The organism is Enterobacter cloacae complex sp. P6RS (assembly GCF_014982245.1).
GTDB lineage: Bacteria > Pseudomonadota > Gammaproteobacteria > Enterobacterales > Enterobacteriaceae > Enterobacter > Enterobacter bugandensis.
The window spans coordinates 16,308-35,840 of sequence record NZ_JADCLB010000008.1 but is presented as its reverse complement, the minus strand read 5'-3'; the positions used below and the strand labels follow the sequence as shown (position 1 = coordinate 35,840).

The window sequence follows — 19,533 nt, the reverse complement described above, 5'->3', positions numbered from 1 at the left end:
TTTTGATAGTGAAATGCGTCGTTCTTTAAGGCTTGCGCAACAGGTCGTGCAAATGATACTCATACGCCGCGTTAAAAAATCCCATAAACGAACGCAACACAATTCATACCCTTTCAGTATGTCTCCATATTCATGCAGTTTTGCTGGTGCGGAGATTTCATTGAGGAAGTCAGTTTCTATGAAAAATTTGAAAGTCAGCCTGGCCTGGCAGATCCTGCTGGCCCTTGTGCTGGGCATCTTGCTGGGCAGTTATCTGCATTATCATAGCGACAGCCGCGAGTGGCTGATTGCGAACCTGCTCTCTCCGGCAGGCGATATTTTTATTCATCTGATTAAGATGATTGTGGTGCCCATTGTGATCTCGACGCTGGTGGTCGGTATCGCGGGCGTCGGCGATGCGAAGCAGTTAGGTCGCATTGGCGCGAAAACTATTCTCTATTTCGAAGTGATCACCACGGTTGCGATTATCCTCGGCATAACGCTGGCGAACGTATTCCAGCCAGGCTCCGGGATCGATATGTCGCAGCTGGCGACGGTGGATATTTCGAAATACCAAAGCACTACCGCTGACGTGCAGAGCCATTCCCACGGTCTGATGGGGACTATCCTGTCGCTGGTGCCGACCAACATCATTGCTTCCATGGCGAAAGGCGAGATGCTGCCGATCATCTTCTTCTCGGTGCTGTTTGGTCTGGGGCTCTCCTCCCTGCCGGCAACACACCGTGAGCCGCTGGTGACCGTGTTCCGCTCTATCTCCGAAACCATGTTCAAAGTCACCCACATGGTGATGCGCTACGCGCCGGTTGGGGTGTTCGCGCTGATCGCCGTAACCGTGGCGAACTTTGGTTTTGCCTCCCTGTGGCCGCTGGCGAAGCTGGTGATCCTGGTGCACTTCGCCATTCTGTTCTTCGCGCTGGTGGTGCTGGGCATTGTGGCGCGCCTGTGCGGGCTGAGCATCTGGATCCTGATCCGCATCCTGAAGGATGAGCTGATTCTGGCGTACTCCACCGCAAGCTCTGAGAGCGTGCTGCCGCGCATCATTGAGAAGATGGAGGCGTACGGTGCGCCAGCGTCGATAACGAGCTTCGTGGTGCCAACCGGTTACTCCTTCAACCTGGATGGTTCCACGCTGTACCAGAGTATCGCCGCTATCTTTATTGCCCAGCTGTACGGCATTGACCTGTCGCTGTGGCAGGAGATCGTACTGGTTCTGACGCTGATGGTGACCTCAAAGGGCATCGCAGGCGTGCCGGGCGTCTCCTTCGTGGTGCTGCTGGCGACGCTGGGCAGCGTGGGTATTCCGCTGGAAGGCCTGGCGTTTATCGCCGGTGTGGACCGTATCCTCGATATGGCGCGTACGGCGCTGAACGTGGTGGGTAACGCGCTGGCGGTGCTGGTTATCGCCAAGTGGGAACACAAATTCGACCGTAAAAAAGCGCTGGCGTATGAACGTGAAGTGCTGGGTCGTTTCGATAAGACGGCTGACCAGTAACATCCTAAGCCCGGTGGCGCTGCGCTTACCGGGCCTACGGGTTTTGTAGGCCCGGTAAGGCGAAGCCGCCACCCGGCACGTTATTCTCCGCTCAACGCATCAAACTCCTCACACCCCGTATCAAACCCTTCGGTACAGCTCAGGTTTAGCCAGTAGAGCGCTTTCTGCTTATTCGGCGTGATAAAGCCTTTCTCTCCCTGCTGGAACAGCATCCCTGCCCAGTACTCCGCATAGCCGGTACGTGACAGTGACGAGCTGCGCTTAAACCATAACGCCGCCTGTACGTCATCCTGCGGCACCTCTACGCCGTTGGCATAAATCAGCCCCAGCAGCAGTTGCGCATCGACTGCCGAGTCGTTGTCGATATCTTCGGCCGCCGTTTGCAGGAGCTTGATGGCCTGAGGATAGTCGGTTTTACCCGCCTGCGTGTTCACCATAATACGCGCCAGCATAATCGTGCCGCGCTTGCTGCCGGCGATGGTGGCCTGCTGCGCCAGCGCTTTAGCCTGAGCGTAATCCCCCTGCGTAAAGAGGATCTGCGAGAGTAACCCCATGGCGTCGACATCACCGCCTTTCGCGGCTTTCTCGGCCCACAGCGCTGCCTGCTTTCTGTCACCGGAGCTGAACCAGGTATCGGCGAGATAATACTGGGCGCGGGCATCGCCGGCTTCCGCCTGCTTCTGATACTGGCTGCCTATCTCATCTGCGCGGGCGAACGACGTAAAAAATAACAACAACAGAAAAATGGCTTTCATGGATTCTTATCATCTGGGTACACGCCGCGCAGTATAATCGCGGTAGCAAAAGAAAAAAATGGGTGCATTAAGACCTCAGCATCCTACAAGCCGGGCGGAACCGTGGTTTCGCCCGTAGAGGTTAGCCTGCCACGCAGGCTAATTTCGCCGCCACCTCCTGATGTTCACTCTTTATTGAAAACTCGCAGAGTCTACCGCGAGTAATAAAGGTAAATATCACTATCGTCAGGCAGATAATAAAGACGATGCCTAACGCAGTTTTTAATGGCGTCATGCCTTTTACTCCTTGTCAAAAAAAGAATAAGAGGCTACTCTCAACCTGTTGGTAGTTGAGGGGTAGCCTCGGGTGAATGAAAATTTCCCGGGGCTTTCCACTTTCTGTCCCTCAACAATGCTCAAGACAGAAAGTCTTAAGCACCCGCCGCACATCTTATCCTTCTGAATTAAAATGCAAAGATGTAATTCTGTTCTGCGCGAATTACATTATTTTGCGAGCCGCTTTCCAGAATAATAATTTATATTTTTAATGTTTTAAGCGGAAATAAAAAGGGAGTGAATAACTCACTCCCTTTATTCAACGATTAATTAACGGCTTCAACCCATTGCGCTTTCACGCAGCCGTGCTTTCAGCTTGTTATATTCGTCGATCACATACTGTTCCGCCGCGTGCTGATCCGCAATCGGCTCAACGTTGACGGCGCAGTATTTATACTCCGGCGTTTTGGTTATCGGGCTGAGGTTCTCCGTCACCAGCTCGTTACAGGCACCAATCCACCACTGGTAGGTCATATAGACCGCCCCTTTGTTTGGACGGTCGCTGACCTGCGCGCGGGTAATGATGCGGCCTTTGCGCGAATTCACCCACACCAGCGCTTCATCCTCAATGCCGAGGCGCTCCGCATCGGCGGTGTTGATCTGCGCGTAGCCCGGTTCGTCCGCCAGCGCCGCCAGCGCGGCGCAGTTGCCGGTCATTGAACGACAGGAGTAGTGGCCTACTTCACGCACGGTAGAGAGCACCATCGGGTACTCCTCGGTGAGTTTATCGATCGGCGCAACCCAGTCGCAGGTGAAGAACTGCGCCAGCCCGTTCGGGGTGTCAAATTTCTCTTTAAAGAGATACGACGTCCCCTGGTCGGCCTCCGACTCGTCCCGGCACGGCCACTGGATGTAGCCCAGCTCACCCATTTTTTCATAGGTCGCCCCATAAAAGTCCGGGCACAGATGCCGCAGCTCGTCCCAGATCTCCTGGGTGTTGTTGTAGTGCATCGGGTAGCCCATGCGGGTGGCGATTTCGCTGATGATCTGCCAGTCCGTTTTCAAATCCCACTTCGGCTCGACCGCCTTAAAGAAGCGCTGGAAGCCGCGGTCCGCCGCCGTATAGACGCCTTCATGCTCGCCCCAGGAGGTCGACGGGAGAATCACATCCGCCGCCGCCGCGGTTTTGGTCATGAAGATATCCTGGACAATCACCAGCTCCAGATCCTCAAAGCCTTTGCGCACCGCAGACAGCTCGGCGTCGGTCTGGAGCGGATCTTCACCCATGATGTAGGCCGCCCGCACTTCACCGTGCGCCGCGCGGTGCGGCAGCTCGCTGATGCGATAGCCGGTATGTGCCGGCAGGCTCTCCACGCCCCAGGCCTTCGCGAACTTCTCGCGGTTTTCCGGGTACTTCACGTACTGATAGCCCGGATACGTGTCCGGCAGCGCGCCCATGTCGCAGGCACCCTGGACGTTATTCTGGCCGCGAACCGGGTTAACGCCGACGTGCGCTTTGCCCAGATTCCCGGTCAGCATCGCGAGGCTGGTCAGGGAGCGCACGGTTTCCACGCCCTGGTAGAACTGGGTCACGCCCATGCCCCACAGGATGGCGGCGGTTTTCGCTCCGGCATACATCCGTGCCGCCTGGCGGATCTCCTGCGCGCTGACGCCGGTTATCGCCTCTACCGACTCCGGCGTGTAGCCTTCGACAATTTTCCGGTACTCTTCAAACCCTTCCGTACGCGTGGCGACAAACGCCTGGTCGTACAGGTTCTCTTCGATAATGACGTGCCCCATCGCATTCAACAGCGCGATATTCGAGCCGTTTTTCAGCGCAATGTGCATATCCGCAATGCGCGCGGTTTCGATTTTGCGCGGATCGCAGACGATAATTTTCGCCCCGTTCTGTTTAGCGCGAATCACGTGGTTCGCGACGATAGGGTGAGAATCCGCCGGGTTATAACCGAAGATAAACACCAGATCGGTGTTATCTATCTCGTTGATAGCATTACTCATTGCGCCGTTACCGACCGACTGGTGCAGACCTGCAACCGATGGGCCGTGTCAGACGCGAGCGCAGCAGTCGACGTTATTGGTACCAATAACGGCGCGCGCGAATTTTTGCATCACGTAGTTGGTTTCATTCCCGGTCCCGCGTGAGGAGCCGGTGGTCTGAATGGCATCCGGGCCATACTTGGCCTTAATAGCACTCAGGCGCGTGGCGACGTAATCCAGCGCCTCGTTCCAGGAGACGGCTTCCAGCTTGCCGCCGCGCTCGCGGCGGATCATAGGGTTTTTCAGGCGCGGGGTGAGGATTTGTGTATCGTTAATAAAATCCCAGCCGTAATACCCCTTCAGGCACAGCGTGCCCTGGTTGGTTTTCCCCTGCGCGGCCTCCGCCCGGACGATTTTGCCGTTATCGACCACCAGGTGGATCTTGCAACCTGAGGCACAATAAGGGCAAACCGTGACGACTTTTTTCATCAGTCTGCTCCAGTTAATCAAATCTTTCGCACCGACTAATGCAGCTTCTATGCCATGTTTTTAGTGGGGTTACTCACCGGCTTTACGGTGCATTCCCGGCGAAATCCCTGACGAAAAGCAGACAATCGTCAAAATTGACGTGTCGAATGAGCGGCGGATGTGACATGGGTTGAATTTCCGTCACGGAAAAATCCATTTCACTGGAGCCGACGGCAGAATGGTTCAGACTTAACATAATCCCCTGACGGAAGCATATGATGAAACCGGCGATTCTGGTGGTTGATGACGATATGGCAGTGTGTGAACTGCTGCAGGATGTGCTGAGCGAGCACGTCTTTAGCGTGCTTGTCTGCCACAACGGCCAGGATGCGCTGCGGCAGGTCCAACAGGAGCCGGCTATCGCCCTTGTTCTGCTGGATATGATGCTGCCGGACATCAACGGCCTGCAGGTTTTGCTGCAGCTGCAAAAGCAGCGCCCGGCGCTACCGGTGATCATGTTAACCGGGCTGGGCAGTGAATCAGACGTGGTGGTGGGGCTGGAGATGGGGGCTGACGATTATATTGGCAAACCGTTCAACCCGCGCGTGGTGGTCGCCCGCGTGAAGGCGGTGCTGAGGCGTACGGGCGTGCTGGCGGCGGAAGCTCCCGCCGCGGGCATTGTGTTTAACGGATGGACGCTGGATACCTCCCGCTGCGAGCTGAGCGATCCGCAGCGTAATACCGTGCCCTTAACCCAGGGCGAGTACGGCCTGCTGCTGGCGCTCACGCAGAATGCCCGCCGGGTGCTGAGCCGCGATCGCCTGCTCGAGCTGACCCACAGCGAAAGCGCCGACGTGTTCGATCGCACGATTGACGTGCTGATCATGCGCCTGCGCCGGAAAATAGAGGCTAACCCGCATCAGCCTGCGCTTATCAAAACGATCCGCGGGCTGGGTTACGTGTTTGCCTCCGATGTGAGCCGACCCGAACAGGCGGCATAAGGCTTACGTTATCGCCGGAACAATGATGGCGGCAAAGATTGCAGCGATGCACAGATACTTGATGGCGTAATAGGCCTTACGGTTTCTTTTTTTCAGACGCTGTCCCCGCTCGCGGCCCGCATGAACGTATTTAAAAATGCGGTTAATGCCGCCGGTGCTGTCATTCTCGTCATTCGGTGAGCGGGCTGCAGACATCAGCGTGGTCCCCACCCAATGGTTAACCGCCTGCGCCCAGCGCCACTTCATCGGACGTTCAATATCGCAGAAGAGAATAATGCGCGTTTGATCCGATTTATTTTCTGCCCAGTGGACGTAGGTCTCATCAAAAATAACGGCTTCGCCATCCCGCCAGCTGTGGCGCTGCCTGTCGACTTCAATAAAGCAGCGATCGTCATTCGGTGTGAATAAGCCCAGATGGTAACGAACCGATCCCGCGTACGGATCCCGGTGCTTACCCAGCTTCGCACCCGCCGGCAGCTCGGCAAACATGGCCGCCTTCACCGAGGGGATTTCACTCACCAGCCGGGTCGTCACCGGGCATAAAGACTGCGCGGAGGGATGGGCATCGGCATACCATTTCAGGTAAAAACGTTTCCAGCCGCGTTTAAAAAAGGTGTTAAAGCCAGCGTCGTTATTATTTTCCGCCGCCTTAATATGATGCTGCAAACGCAGCGCCTCTTCGCGAATAACCAGCCAGTTTTCCGTCAGCTTATTTAATTCCGGGAAGCGCTCTGTTTCAAAGAAAGGCTGCCTGGCGGGCAGGGAAGAAAACGCCGTCATAAACATATTGATGGGGGCCATGAACGTCGAATGGTCGAAGAGCTGACGAGAAAGCGTCTGTTTTTCTTTGCCGCGTGAATGCGCATAAATAACGCTGATAATGAAAATACCGATGATGATTGCTGCGAACATTTTTCCCTTGTCCTCTTTCTATCTCATTTCGGAAAAGCGTGCGGACAGAGTGCTGCCCACGCCGAATATGCCAGATGGAGAGAGTGTAGTTCGGGAATATAAAATTCATAGAACTGTAATGAAAAATCGCAATTATTGTTAAACTAAGCGCTCTCGCGAATAAACGCCTGCAGCTCGGCCAGCGTTTTTGCGCCGTCAATCGCATTGGCGGCCAGCAGGCTTGCCCGCGCGCAGGCGTGCGCCAGATAAATACTTTCTGCCAGCGGCAGCGATTCATGGCAGCCGTATAAAAAGCCGGCGCAAAAGGCATCGCCCGCGCCAACGCTGCCGATAATCTCGTCCTGCTCCAGCTTCCACGACGGAACCCACCGGCCTGCTTCTCCCGGTGTTTCACCCCATGCCCCTTCCGGGCAGTGGATTACCACCCGCTGACGAACGCCTGCCGCCAGCAGCTGCGCCGCGGCATCGGCGATATGGGCGATGTTCAGCGTATCGTCGGCGTCGCGCATCTCCAGCCCGCTAAATTCACCGGCCTCGAGCTCATTAATCACCAGATAATCCAGATGGCGCAGGGCAGGGAGTACCAATGGCTGATAGCGCGGGTCGCCCTTGCGGGACACCAGGTCAAGGGAGGTTTCATATCCTTGCTCGCGCATCTGCGCCAGCAGCCGCGCGCTGCGGGTGCCAAATTCGTCATCCGGCATATCCAGGCTGTCGAGCAGCAGCAGGTAGCCGAGATGGAAGATCTTCATCGATCCATCGAGACGATCGAAGGCGGGAAGATCCAGCAGACGGTTAGCTCCCGGCGAGTGGAAAAAGGTGCGCTGCCCGCTGGGATCGGTCATCACCTGCGACATGGAGGTTGGGGCGAAGGTGGTGCGCTGCACGCGCTGGCGGTTGACGTGGTACTGGTCGAGCATCGCCAGAATGTAATCCCCGTCGCCGTCTTCGCCAATCAGCCCCACCGCCTGCAGCGGCAGGCCGGCGTGCATTTTCGCCAGCGTCAGCAGCACGTTGAGCGGCGCGCCGCCGGTTGAGCGTTCGCTGTGGGTGATTTCCGCCAGCCAGCCGCGCTCCGGCCACTGCACGATCTGGTGAACGTGATCCACCAGCATGTTGCCTGCGGCGATGATGCCTTTGCGTTCCATTATGCCTGCCCCGCGCTGCCGAAGATGCGCATCTGCTCCGCGACCGTATCGGTTATCGCCTCTTCTATTCCCAGCAGCAGCTCGGCAAACTCATCGTAGAGCGGCTGGCGGTTCGCCATGCGCTGCTCCACGGCGGCGAGCGCGGCCTGCGACATCCCGGTATAGAAATTGATTTTATGTATGCCCAGCTCGATGGCGCGGCGGAAGTCGGTATCGCTAATCCCGGAGCCGCCGTGTAAAACCAGCGGCAGCCCCGTCTGCTGGCGAATGGCATCCAGGCGCGGGAAATCGAGCTTCGGCTCGCCCCTGTATTTGCCGTGCGCGTTGCCGATGGCGACCGCCAGCGCGTCGATGCCGGTCTTATCGACAAACTCCCGCGCCAGCTGTGGGTCGGTAAAGCACGCTTCATCCGCATGGCCGTAAAGCGCGCCGCCTTCATCCCCGCCGACCGCGCCCAGCTCCGCCTCCACCGAGACGCCCACCGCGTGGCACATCTTCACCACTTCCCGGGTCTGGCGAATGTTCTCCTCGTAGCTCAGCGTCGAGCCGTCGAACATCACCGAGCTAAACCCCAGGCGCAGGGCGCGCACGACGGCCTCGAAATGCAGGCCGTGGTCAAGGTTAAGCACCACGGGAATTTCGTGACGGGCGGCTTCGAACTTGACCGCTTCGACCAGCGAATCCAGGGAAACATACTTAAAGTGCACTTCGGCGATGTTGATGATAAACGGCGAGCGTTCCTGCTTTGCGGCGGCAAACAGCGCGCGCAGGAAATGGGAGTCGAGCACGTTGAACGCGCCCAGCGCGTAGCGGTGTTTCCTGGCGTGCTCAAGACCGTCGGCAAGAGAAATCAGTGGCATCATTCACTCCTTAGCTTCGAAACAGGTTGTACTCGTTGCACAGCACCAGCACCGCCGGTTCGTCTTCTTCGATGTTGTTATAGCGGGCAACGGGCTGCAAAAAGTGGTTGTCGTGCTCGTCGTCATTCACCGACGACACTTCGCCCACCAGCACGTCGCCAAAGCCGCGTTCGCCCCAAAAGCTGTGATACAGGCCGGGCGTGAGACAGATGCTTTCCCCTGGCGTGAGGCGCAGCTGGCTGCCGGGAGCGTGGGTTTGCCGACAGCCGTCAATCGTGACGGTCACGTCGGTGTTTTCGGTCTCTTCATGCGCTCCCGCATTCCATAACTCAATAATCAGGTTCCCGCCGCCCCGGTTAATGATGTCCTCCCGCTTGCGCCAGTGAAAATGCATCGGCGTCACCTGGCCGTCGCGCACGTGCATGATTTTTTCGGCGTAGCATTTCTCATACGGCACGCCGTTGGGGGAGCCGTTGCGCAGGGTAAACAGCGTCAGACCCTGTGCGGAAAAGCTGTTGCCGCCGAAAGCGGTCACGTCCCAGCCGAGCTTGAGGTCAAACACTTCCTGCCACTCGGCCCGATCAAGCTGCTGCCATTTGGTTGGTGGAAAGCTGGCAAACGGCGGGAGATGCACGTCGTGCATGGAAAAGAACTGCCGCGTGTGGCCGAGGATTTCATTAATGTCGGAGCGTTTCATGGGGACTCCTTGAAAACAGTTCCCTCTCCCTGTGGGAGAGGGAAAAGGATCATTTAACCGTCCACCCCTTATACGTGCCGACGTTCTTTTTATCGATCATCGTCACCGGGATCAGCACAGGCTCTTTCGGCGCAGGTTTGCCCTGCAGAATGTCATAGCCGATCTCCACCGCCTTCGCCGCCATCACCTGCGGATCCTGCGCCGGGGTCGCCACAAACAGGGAGTTTTCGCGCTTCAGCGCCTCTTCACCGTCCGGGGAACCGTCCACGCCGACGATAAAGAACTCGTTGCGCTGGGCCTGTTTCGCCGCCAGATCGGCGCCGATCGCGGTCGGATCGTTAATCGCGAATACGCCGTCGATCTTCGGATTGGCCGCCAGCAGGGAGGTCATCACTTCCAGCCCGCCTTCACGACTGCCTTTGGCATTCTGGTTGTCCGAGAGCACCTTGATGTCCGGATGTTTTTTGAATTCCGTCTGGCAGCCTTCCACGCGGTTCTGCACCGCGGAGACCGGCGGTCCGTTGATGATCACCACGTTGCCTTTGCCTTTCAGGCGGTCGGTAATGTACTTACAGGCCATTTCCCCCGCCTGGGTATTATCGGAGGTGATGGTCGCATCGGCCCCTTCCGCCGCCACGTCCACCGCCACGACCACGATCCCCGCTTCTTTGGCTCGCTTCACCGCCGGGCCGATCCCTTTGGAATCCGCAGCGTTGAGGATGATCATGTCCACCTTCGCGGCGATGAAGTTATCGATCTGCGACACCTGCTGGCCCAGATCGTAACCGCTGGAAACCAGCGTCACCTTGACGTTATCGCCTGCCAGCTTGCGCGCTTCCAGCTCGGCACCTTTGGTGATCTGCACGAAGAACGGGTTAGCCAGGTCGCCCACCGTCACGCCGATGGACTTCAAATCTTTTGCCTGCGCAAACGGCGTTGCGGCCAGCAGCGCGCCAGCACAGAGCGCGGTCACTAAGGGTTTCAAACGCATCTTGTCTTCCTCGCTTGTAGGGTATTGTTGTTATGCACTTTGATGATGTCGGGTACGGTATTTGTCGATCAGCACCGCTATGATGATCACCGCCCCTTTGATCACCAGCTGCCAGAAGTAGGAGACGCCCATCAGCGTCATGCCGTTGTTGAGGGTGGCTATGATCAATGCCCCCACCAGCGTGCCGGTGATCGTGCCGATCCCGCCGACGAAGCTGGTGCCGCCGAGGATCACTGCCGCAATCGCATCCAACTCGTAACCCGTGCCGAGGTTACCGTTGGCGCTGTAGAGGCGCGAGGCGCTCATCACCCCGCCGAGGCCGGAGAGCAGGCCGCTCATGCCGTAGACAAACAGCAGCACCAGCCAGACTTTGATGCCGGTTAAGCGCGCCGCCTGCATGTTGCCGCCGACCGCGTAGATATGAACGCCGAGCGTGGTGCGGCGCAGGATGAACCAGCAGATAGCGATGACCGCCAGGGCAATGACGACGAGCCACGGAATCGGGCCGAGATAGTTATTGCCGATCCACTCGAAGCTGATGCTGGAGTTAATCACCGTGGTGCCGTCCGCCAGCAGATACGCCGCGCCGCGCAGCGCCGTATAGGTGCCGAGCGTGACGATAAACGGCGGCAGCCCGGCGAAGGCCACCAGCGCGCCGTTGAACAGCCCCAGCACCATGCCGAGCATCAGCGCCGCCGGAATGGAGAGCATCGCAAATTCAGGAATAAGCGAGACCACCATCGCCGCCACCGCCGTGGTGCCCAGAATCGAGCCCACGGAGAGGTCAATCCCGCCGGTCAGGATGATGAAGGTCATTCCCGCCGCCAGCACGATGTTGATCGACGCCTGACGGGTAATGTTGAGCAGGTTACTTTCGGTAAAGAAGTTCGGGGCGATAAAGCCAAACACCGCCACAATCAGGATTAAAATCGGCAAAATGCCGACCGTTTGCATCAGATCGCTCATCAGCATTTTTTTGGCGGAGGCGGATTTCGCCACCTGCTGCGGATGGGTTGGAGTTGTCATGATTGCACCGCCTGATGATGTGTGTCGTTCACGCCGGTTGCCAGCGTCATAATATTTTCCTGAGAGATGTCGCGCCCGTGCAGTTCACCCGCAATGCTGCCTTCCCGCATTACGTACACCCGGTCGCTCATCCCCACCACTTCCGGCAGCTCGCTGGAGATCATCAGAATCGCCACGCCCTTGCGCGCCATCTGGTTCATGATGCGGTAGATCTCGCTTTTGGCACCGACGTCCACCCCGCGCGTGGGTTCGTCGAGAATCAGGATGCGCGGGCCAATCGCCACCCAGCGGGAGATCAGCAGCTTTTGCTGGTTGCCGCCGGAGAGCCCGCCCGCGCGCACCTGAGAATGGGGCACGCGGATGTTAAGCAGGGCGATAGCGTCATCGGAAATGGACTGGGCTTTTTTGCGGTTAAGCATGCCGAAGGTGGCGTCGCGCTCCAGCGTCGCCATGGTGATGTTCTCCTGCGCCGCCAGCTCCAGAAACAGCCCCTGCTCCTTGCGGTTCTCGGTGAGAAAACCAATCCCGTTTTCAATAGCCGCGCGCGGGGAGTGGATCACCACCGGCTCGCCGTCGACCTCAATCATCCCGCCGGTGGCCTTGCGCACGCCGAAAATCAACTGCGCCAGCTCGGAGCGTCCGGCCCCGACCAGCCCCGCCAGCCCGACGATTTCACCGGAGCGCACCTGCAGGCTGCACGGCTGCACTTTTTTACCGTCGGTGAGGTGGTGCACGTTGAGACGCGGGCTGCCGAGAGGGATATCGCGCTCTTTGTTGAACAGATCGCTGAGCGGGCGGCCCACCATCATCTTCACCAGTTCAGACGCGTTCAGCTTGTCGCGCGTCAGGCTGCCGACGTACTGCCCGTCGCGCAGAACGCTGACGCGGTCAGAGAGTTCATACACTTCCGCCATGCGGTGGCTGATATAGATGATCGCCATCCCTTCATCGCGCAGGCGCAAAATCAGTTCAAACAGGCGATGGGTTTCGCGGGAGGAGAGGGCGGCGGTGGGTTCGTCCATCACCAGGATGCGGCTGTTGCGGTGCAGCGCGCGGGCGATTTCCACCTGCTGCTGCTCAGCGATGGTCAGCTTCATCACCAGGTCGGTGGCGCTGAACTGCGCGCCGAGACGGTCAATCACCGCCTGCGCCTGGGCGGCCATCTCCTTGCGCTGCACCAGCCCGCCGCGCGACAACTCGCTGCCGAGGAAGATATTTTCCGCGACGGTCAGATTGGGGGCGAGCTGCATCTCCTGGTAAATCAGGGTAATGCCTGCGGCCAGCGCGTCCTTCGGCCCTTTGATGTGAAACGGCTGGCCGTCGATCAGGATCTCGCCGCCGGTGGCGGTATAGGCCCCCGCGAGGATCTTCATCAGCGTGCTTTTTCCCGCGCCGTTTTCCCCCATCAGCGCGTGGATCTCACCGGGGAAGACCGTCAAATCCACGCCCTTGAGCGCGTGGAAATTGCCAAAGGTTTTGGCAATGTGGCGCATCTCTAAAACCGGGGTTCTGCTCATGGCGGGTCTCCTGTGAATGTCGATATCTGCACTTCATCACAGGTGCGTAAATGCAAAATGTCAGAAGCTGTTCATATTTGTCATAGTTATGAATAGCGAATGTGGATCACAGTTACGGAGTCAACATGTCTTCACGCCCCCCGTTCTTCTCCAGCGCCCGCGGTCGCCTGCTGATATTTAACCTGCTGGTGGTCGCCGTCACGCTGATGGTGAGCGGCGTGGCGGTGCTCGGCTTTCGTCATGCCAGCCAGATCCAGGAGCAGGTCCAACAGCAAACGCTGGACGACATGACCGGGAGCATGAACCTCGCGCGCGACACGGCCAACGTGGCAACGGCGGCGGTGCGGCTTTCGCAGGTAGTGGGGGCGCTGGAGTACAAAGGCGAGGCCGAGCGGCTGAAGCAGATGCAAACGGCGCTGCGCCGCTCGCTGGAACAGCTGGCGGATGCCCCGCTGGCGCAGCAGGAGCCGGCGCTGGTGGCGCGGATTATTCGCAGAAGCAATGAATTACAGCAAAGCGTAACGGGGATGCTGGAGCGTGGGCAAAAGCGGCATCTTGAGCGTAACGCGCTGCTGAGCTCGCTCTATCAAAGCCAGAGCTATTTACGCCATCTTCAGGACATCAACCGCCGCTTCGGCAGCAACGTGCCGGACGCGCGGCAACTGATGGAGATGGATCGGCTGATCGCGGCCGCGATTGATACACCTTCGCCGCGTGCTACCGTTCAGCAGCTGGACGCCGTGACCGCCACGCTGCCCCGAAGCGCCATACAGCCGGTCGTGGAGGGCGTTCTGCCCGATTTTAACGCCGAGCTGCGCAAGCTTGCCCCGCTGTCGAAGCAGCTGGAGGAGAGCGATCTGTCCATCAGCTGGTATATGTTCCACATTAAGGCGCTGGTGGCGATCCTTAATAGCGATATTAATCAGTACGTTGAGCAGGTGGCGCAGGCTTCCCGGCTTCGCACGGCCCAGAGCCATCACGAGTTGCAATCCATCAGCGTGTTTATCAGCATCTTCGCCGTGCTGGCGCTGATCATCACCGGCTGCGCCTGCTGGTATATCTACCGCAATCTGGGCTCCAACCTGACGGCCATCTCCCGGGCGATGTCGCGACTTGCCCACGGTGAACAGGATGTTTCTGTTCCTGCGCTGCAGCGGCGCGACGAGCTGGGCGAGCTGGCGCGCGCGTTTAACGTTTTTGCCCGCAACACCGCCTCGCTTGAGCACACCACGCGTCTGCTGAAAGAGAAAACCACGCAGATGGAGATCGACCGCATCGAGCGTCAGGGGCTGGAAGAGGCGCTGCTGCACAGCCAGAAGATGAAGGCCGTCGGACAGCTGACCGGCGGGCTGGCGCATGATTTTAACAACCTGCTGGCGGTAATTATCGGCAGCCTTGAGCTGACAGACCCCGAATCAAACGACGCGCCGCGCATTACCCGTGCGCTGAAGGCTGCCGAACGCGGCGCGCTGCTGACCCAGCGCCTGCTGGCGTTTTCCCGCAAACAGTCCCTGACGCCGCATGCAGTAGAGATGCTGCCCCTGTTGGAAAACCTTCGGGAACTGATGCGCCACTCGCTGCCCGCCACGCTTACCCTGGAGATTGAAGCGCAAACCCCGGCATGGCCCGCGTGGATTGACGTCAGCCAGCTGGAAAACGCCATTATCAACCTGGTGATGAACGCCCGGGATGCGATGGAAGGCCAGAGCGGGGCGATCAAAATTCGCACCTGGAACCAGCGCGTGACCCGCAGCGACGGACGCAGGCAGGATATGGTAGCGCTGGAGGTCATCGATCGCGGCAGCGGGATGTCGCAGGAGGTGAAATCCCGGGTTTTTGAACCGTTCTTCACCACCAAGCAGACCGGAAGCGGAAGCGGGCTGGGCCTGTCGATGGTGTACGGTTTTGTGCGTCAGTCCGGGGGGCGGGTAGAGATCGAAAGCGCGCCGGGACAAGGAACGACCGTGCGGCTCCACCTCCCGCGCTCGACGCTGCCCGTCGTTTCGGAGGATGAAGCGCTGGCTGCCACAACGTCCGTGGATAACGAGCGGCTTGTACTAGTGCTGGAAGATGAGGCGGACGTTCGCCAGACCCTGTGCGAACAGCTGCATCAGCTTGGTTACCTGACGCTCGAGGCGGACAGCGGCGAACAGGCCCTGAACATGCTGGCGGCGTCGCCGGATATTGGCATGTTTATCAGCGATCTGATGTTGCCCGGAAGCCTGAGCGGGGCCGAGGTGATTAACCATGTGCGCAGCCATTACCCGCAGCTTCCGGTGCTGCTGATCAGCGGGCAGGATTTGCGCCCGGCGCATAATCCGCAGCTGCCGGACGTTCCGTTACTGCGTAAGCCGTTTACCCGCCAGCAGCTGGCGCAGGCGCTGCGGAAGGTGATGGTAATTTGAGATTCCTCCGCTACCCCGGTTCCCAGCCATTCATTACCGTAAGGCCAGTTCCCCTGCGAGTCTGGCCTTATGAAACGTTACTCTACCGTCCTGTTATTTGGTCTGCTGACTTTAACCAGCCAACTGGCGCATGCCGATGTGATTGATGACGCGATTGGCAACATTCAGCAGGCGATCAACGATGCCTACAACCCCAGCAGCAGCCGTAATGACGATGACGACGATCGTTACGACCGCAGCCGTCAAATCGACAGCCGACAGTACGACGATCGTCGTCGGCAGCTCGAAGACAGACGCCGCCGCTTAGACGAGCGTCAGCGCCAGCTGGATGACGACAGGCGTCGGTTAGAAGAGGACGAGCGCAGGTTGGAAGACGATTACGATCGCGGCTAAGTGCGGCCTGTTGCCCTCACCCCAACCCTCTCCCACGGGAGAGGGAGAAAACCTAATCCAGCACCAGTACCATCCCGTCATATCCCGCTTCAATGCCGTCCGGCAGCGGGTTATCCATCATCCATGCGTCAAACTGATGGCTAATGTGCGTCAGGATCACCTGCGGACAGCCAATCACCTCGTTCAGGGCAATCACCGTATTTAAATCACTGTGGTTGCGCGGCGTCTCCGGACGCGGTTCATGGCTGCAGTCGATGATTATCGCCTGTGGCTGATTGTTGAGCAGAAACGTCACCGTTTTATCCGGCAGCCCGGCGGTATCAGAAAGCCACGCCACGCGGCTATGGGCCGATTCCAGCAGATACCCGAAGGTCAGTTTTGAATGGTTGAGCGGCAGCGGCGTGACCCGCAGCCCCTGCAGCTCAAACATCACGAACGGCTCGACCGTGTGGCTGAAATCCAGAATGCCGGGGTGTTTAAACAGATCGTCACAGCCTGCGTCGTCCGGCGGACCGTACACCGGGATGGTCGCGCCCACGCCCCAGCGCAGGGGGAATAGCCCCTGGACGTGATCCATATGATAGTGCGTGAGTAAAAACTGCTGGAAACTGCCCGCCGGCCAGTCGTCCATCAGGTGCGGAATGCCCGCATCCAGCAGGGTGACTGCATCGTTGAATTTGACCACCGCGCTACAGGGGCGACGGCGATAGTTGTCCTGCAAACGCGCCCTGCGACACGCCGCGCAGTCGCAGCCAAAGACCGGGACCAGCTGCGCGCTTCCGGTTCCCGTTAACGTGATGGTCAGACTCATAACGCACCTCTACAGCGGTTTGGTGAATCGAAAATGGCTCTGCGTATATCCCTCACGAACGTAAAAGCGGTGGGCGTCCGTGCGCTTCACGCTGGTGGAGAGTTCGGTCAACTCCGCGCCCGCCTCTCGTGCTACGTCTTCCGCCCAGGCCAGCAGCTGGCTGCCAATCTTTAACCCGCGCGCCTGCGGCATCACCACCAGCTCCTGGATCTCGCCGATCCAGCGGGCATGATGCAGGTGAAACTGCATGTGCAGGCCGATCATGCCGACGACCTGTCCGTCCAGCTCGGCAAGCTGGTAGCGCATGTTGTGATCCTGAAGGTTGGCCAGAAATCCGGCGTGAAACGCCTGGTGATCGAACTCTGCCTGCTTCAGTTCACAGATCAGGGCGTAAACAATTTGCGCGTCGTCGGCGGTGGCGGGGCGAAGCTGGCAGTCAGGCATGCTGTCTCTCCTTCTGGCGAATAAGCGATAAAAAGGTCTCGACTGACTGTAGCAAACTTCCGTCATTATTGAGGACGTGACAGCCCGACGGAGTGTAGCGCGCCGCACGTTCCAGCCGCTGGTCGATCTCACGCGCATTTTCGCGCCCCCGGCTTTGCAGGCGGCTGCGCAGAATATCCGGAGAAACCTGCAGGCAGACCGGCAGCAGCGCCGCTTCGTACCGGGCTTTTGCCTGCGGCAGATGCGCGCGCGAGCCGTTAACCAGCACGTCGAAGCCTGCGTGCAGCCAGAGGTCGATCTCGATGCCGACGCCGTAATAAAAGCCGTTCGCGTGCCAGCTCAGCGCCAGCAGATTTTGCCCGGCGCGGGTAAAAAACTCCTGCTCGCTCAGGGCGATATGGTTTTCACTGCCAACGTTCGCCGCGCGGGTAATGTAGCGGTGCGCCACCAGCAGCTGTGAATGTTCCCGCTGCCGTAACGCCGACAGCAGGCTGTCTTTTCCCGAGCCGGACGGGCCCATTAACCAGATGAGTCTTCCCATCAGAACACCCTTTTTCCCTGACGCCAGACGTGGTCGATATGAACGTGCTCGCCCTTGCGGTGCGCCAGCACCAGGTCTGCCCGTTTGCCTTCGGCAATCTCACCGCGGTCGTGAAGGTTGAGCGCGCTGGCCGGGTTTTTCGTCACCAGTCGAATCGCCTGCGGCAGCGTAAAGCGGTTGTCCTCGTCGTCTGCAACGCGGAAGGCCGCGTCCAGCAGGCTGGCGGGGTAGTAGTCAGACGAGAGGATATCCAGCAGGCCGAGGGTAGCGAGTTTGCTTGCCGCCACGTTGCCGGAGTGCGATCCGCCGCGCACGATGTTCGGCGCGCCCATCAGCACGTTCATGCCGTGTTTGCGGGAGGCTTCAGCCGCTTCGAACGTGGTGGGAAATTCGGCGATCACGCTGCCAAGCTGGTGGGATTCGCGCACGTGATCGTGCGTGGCGTCGTCATGGCTGGCCAGCGCAATGTTGCGGTCCCGACACATCGCGGCAATGGAGAGGCGGTTCGGCTGCGACCATTGTGCCGCAAGCGCCAGCTGCTCTTCTTCGTAGCGCGCCATCTCCACGTCGTTGAGCGAGTATTTGCCCTGATAGTATTCACGGTACTTTTCAATGTTGGCGAACTGGCGCTGCCCCGGGGAGTGATCCATCAGCGAAACCAGCGAGACCGGCTCGCGCCCGACCAGCTTTTCAAACAGCGGCAGGGTGGTGTGGTGTGGTAGCTCGCAGCGCAGGTGCAGGCGGTGCTCGGCGCGGTTGAGGCCGCGCTTTTGCGTCTCCTCCACGGCGTTGATCATCTTCTCCAGATTTTCCAGACGATCGCCGCCGTCGCGCACGTCGCCGATCGCCACCGCGTCCAGCACCGTAGTGATGCCGCTGGCGACCATCAGCGCGTCGTGGCTGCTCATTGCCGAATGGGCGGGCCAGTCCACCTTCGGGCGCGGGGTGAAGAATTTATCCAGATTATCGGTATGCAGCTCAATCAGCCCCGGCAGCAGCCAGCCGCCTTCGCCGTCCATCGCCTCCGGGGAGCGGCTCTGGGTTTCGGCAAAGGCGCGGATGACGCCGTCCTGGATTTCAACCGAACCCTTCACGACCTCATTTTCCAGCACCAGCCTGACATTATTGATAATCATGCGTTTGTCCCCATTGGGTGCAGCCTGTCCGCCACGCGATTGCGGACGGCGTCGTCGTGGAAGATCCCGACGATCGCCGCCCCGCGCGCTTTGGCCTGTTCGATCAGCGCTATCACCGCTGCGCTGTTTTTAGCGTCGAGCGAGGCGGTGGGTTCATCCAGCAGTAAAATCGGATAGTCGACGATAAACCCGCGCGCGATATTCACGCGCTGCTGCTCGCCGCCGGAAAAGGTCGACGGGGCGAGGTGCCACAGGCGCTCCGGCACGTTGAGGCGCGTCAGCAGGCTGGCGGCCCTGGCGGCGCAGGTTTCGCGCGGCACACCGAGATCCAGCAGGGGCTGCATCACCACGTCCAGGGCGGAGATCCGCGGGATCACCCGCAGGAACTGGCTAACCCAGCCGATCGTTGAGCGGCGCACTTCCAGCACCTTGCGCGCCGGGGCCTGAACCAGATCGACCCACTCTTCGTTATGGCGAATATGGATGTGGCCTTCGTCCGGTAAATAGTTGGCGTACAGGGAGCGCAGCAGGGTCGATTTACCGCTGCCGGAGTGGCCGTGCAGCACCACGCATTCACCCTGACTCACCTCTAGCGAGGCGTTTTGCAGCACCGGCAGGCGCACGCCATTTTGCTGGTGGAGCACAAAGGTCTTACTGACATTTTCAACGTGGATCATGTTGGC

At 59.0% G+C, this 19,533-nt stretch carries 19 protein-coding genes; 4 read left to right on the top strand and 15 right to left on the bottom strand.

Annotated elements, in window-relative coordinates; translation table 11 throughout:
* Positions 1-178 precede the first annotated feature (178 nt).
* Entirely contained in the window at positions 179-1,492 is a 1,314-nt protein-coding gene (gene gltP / locus INF73_RS04970) for a glutamate/aspartate:proton symporter GltP (protein WP_028015187.1), read from the top strand.
* An 80-nt stretch (positions 1,493-1,572) separates the two neighbouring features.
* On the opposite strand, the gene INF73_RS04965 is transcribed toward gltP, so the two are convergent.
* The 3 genes from INF73_RS04965 to fdhF form a co-directional block, all read right to left on the bottom strand.
* Positions 1,573-2,247, bottom strand: coding sequence for a tetratricopeptide repeat protein (locus INF73_RS04965; RefSeq protein ID WP_193540823.1), 675 nt, complete (start codon positions 2,245-2,247; stop codon positions 1,573-1,575).
* A 121-nt stretch (positions 2,248-2,368) separates the two neighbouring features.
* Complete coding sequence (locus tag INF73_RS04960) at positions 2,369-2,521, bottom strand: Hok/Gef family protein (RefSeq protein ID WP_028015189.1); 153 nt, start codon at positions 2,519-2,521, stop codon at positions 2,369-2,371.
* Between the two features lie 320 nt (positions 2,522-2,841).
* Positions 2,842-4,989, bottom strand: coding sequence for a formate dehydrogenase subunit alpha (gene fdhF / locus INF73_RS04955; RefSeq protein WP_080350604.1), 2,148 nt, complete (start codon positions 4,987-4,989; stop codon positions 2,842-2,844).
* 257 nt (positions 4,990-5,246) lie between these two features.
* On the opposite strand from fdhF, the gene INF73_RS04950 reads away from it, so the two are divergent.
* Complete coding sequence (locus tag INF73_RS04950; protein ID WP_192972052.1) at positions 5,247-5,969, top strand: response regulator; 723 nt, start codon at positions 5,247-5,249, stop codon at positions 5,967-5,969.
* Between the two features lie 3 nt (positions 5,970-5,972).
* On the opposite strand, the gene lpxO is transcribed toward INF73_RS04950, so the two are convergent.
* The 7 genes from lpxO to INF73_RS04915 form a co-directional block, all read right to left on the bottom strand.
* On the bottom strand, positions 5,973-6,881 hold the full coding sequence (lpxO, locus tag INF73_RS04945; RefSeq protein ID WP_028015193.1) for a lipid A hydroxylase LpxO: 909 nt from the start codon (positions 6,879-6,881) through the stop codon (positions 5,973-5,975).
* Between the two features lie 143 nt (positions 6,882-7,024).
* Positions 7,025-8,029 carry a carbohydrate kinase family protein gene (locus INF73_RS04940; RefSeq protein ID WP_193540821.1) on the bottom strand — a complete coding sequence of 335 codons (1,005 nt, stop codon included), beginning with the start codon at positions 8,027-8,029 and terminating at the stop codon, positions 7,025-7,027.
* The gene (locus INF73_RS04935; protein ID WP_193540861.1) at positions 8,029-8,889 is read right to left on the bottom strand and encodes a ketose 1,6-bisphosphate aldolase; all 861 of its coding nucleotides are present in this window, start codon (positions 8,887-8,889) and stop codon (positions 8,029-8,031) included. The genes INF73_RS04940 and INF73_RS04935 overlap by 1 nt, the downstream gene beginning before the upstream one ends.
* Before the next feature lie 10 nt (positions 8,890-8,899).
* Positions 8,900-9,586, bottom strand: coding sequence for a D-lyxose/D-mannose family sugar isomerase (locus INF73_RS04930; protein ID WP_193540819.1), 687 nt, complete (start codon positions 9,584-9,586; stop codon positions 8,900-8,902).
* 49 nt (positions 9,587-9,635) lie between these two features.
* The gene (locus INF73_RS04925) at positions 9,636-10,577 is read right to left on the bottom strand and encodes an ABC transporter substrate-binding protein (RefSeq protein ID WP_028015197.1); all 942 of its coding nucleotides are present in this window, start codon (positions 10,575-10,577) and stop codon (positions 9,636-9,638) included.
* Positions 10,578-10,607: 30 nt separating this feature from the next.
* Positions 10,608-11,603, bottom strand: coding sequence for a ribose ABC transporter permease (locus tag INF73_RS04920; protein ID WP_028015198.1), 996 nt, complete (start codon positions 11,601-11,603; stop codon positions 10,608-10,610).
* Entirely contained in the window at positions 11,600-13,120 is a 1,521-nt protein-coding gene (locus tag INF73_RS04915; RefSeq protein ID WP_028015199.1) for a sugar ABC transporter ATP-binding protein, read from the bottom strand. The genes INF73_RS04920 and INF73_RS04915 overlap by 4 nt, the downstream gene beginning before the upstream one ends.
* A gap of 125 nt (positions 13,121-13,245) precedes the next feature.
* Here INF73_RS04915 and INF73_RS04910 point away from each other — a divergent pair, with 125 nt between their 5' ends.
* The gene (locus INF73_RS04910) at positions 13,246-15,525 is read left to right on the top strand and encodes an ATP-binding protein (RefSeq protein WP_193540817.1); all 2,280 of its coding nucleotides are present in this window, start codon (positions 13,246-13,248) and stop codon (positions 15,523-15,525) included.
* 69 nt (positions 15,526-15,594) lie between these two features.
* Complete coding sequence (gene yjdP, locus INF73_RS04905) at positions 15,595-15,918, top strand: DDRRRQL repeat protein YjdP (protein ID WP_028015201.1); 324 nt, start codon at positions 15,595-15,597, stop codon at positions 15,916-15,918.
* Positions 15,919-15,970: 52 nt separating this feature from the next.
* Here yjdP and phnP read toward each other — a convergent pair whose 3' ends face one another.
* Genes phnP through phnL form a run of 5 tightly spaced genes read right to left on the bottom strand, consistent with a single transcriptional unit; the run spans position 15,971 to position 19,527 of the window.
* Positions 15,971-16,729, bottom strand: a complete 759-nt coding sequence (gene phnP / locus INF73_RS04900) for a phosphonate metabolism protein PhnP (RefSeq protein ID WP_193067160.1) — start codon at positions 16,727-16,729, stop codon at positions 15,971-15,973.
* A gap of 9 nt (positions 16,730-16,738) precedes the next feature.
* Positions 16,739-17,173 (bottom strand): aminoalkylphosphonate N-acetyltransferase, encoded by a 435-nt coding sequence (phnO, locus tag INF73_RS04895; protein ID WP_059357322.1) that lies wholly within the window; start codon positions 17,171-17,173, stop codon positions 16,739-16,741.
* A complete protein-coding gene (gene phnN, locus INF73_RS04890; protein WP_102863634.1) occupies positions 17,166-17,717 on the bottom strand; it encodes a ribose 1,5-bisphosphokinase in 552 nt (183 codons plus the stop codon). The genes phnO and phnN overlap by 8 nt, the downstream gene beginning before the upstream one ends.
* Positions 17,714-18,850 carry an alpha-D-ribose 1-methylphosphonate 5-triphosphate diphosphatase gene (gene phnM / locus INF73_RS04885; protein WP_193540815.1) on the bottom strand — a complete coding sequence of 379 codons (1,137 nt, stop codon included), beginning with the start codon at positions 18,848-18,850 and terminating at the stop codon, positions 17,714-17,716. The genes phnN and phnM overlap by 4 nt, the downstream gene beginning before the upstream one ends.
* Positions 18,847-19,527 (bottom strand): phosphonate C-P lyase system protein PhnL, encoded by a 681-nt coding sequence (gene phnL, locus INF73_RS04880; RefSeq protein ID WP_047366876.1) that lies wholly within the window; start codon positions 19,525-19,527, stop codon positions 18,847-18,849. The genes phnM and phnL overlap by 4 nt, the downstream gene beginning before the upstream one ends.
* Positions 19,528-19,533 lie beyond the last annotated feature (6 nt).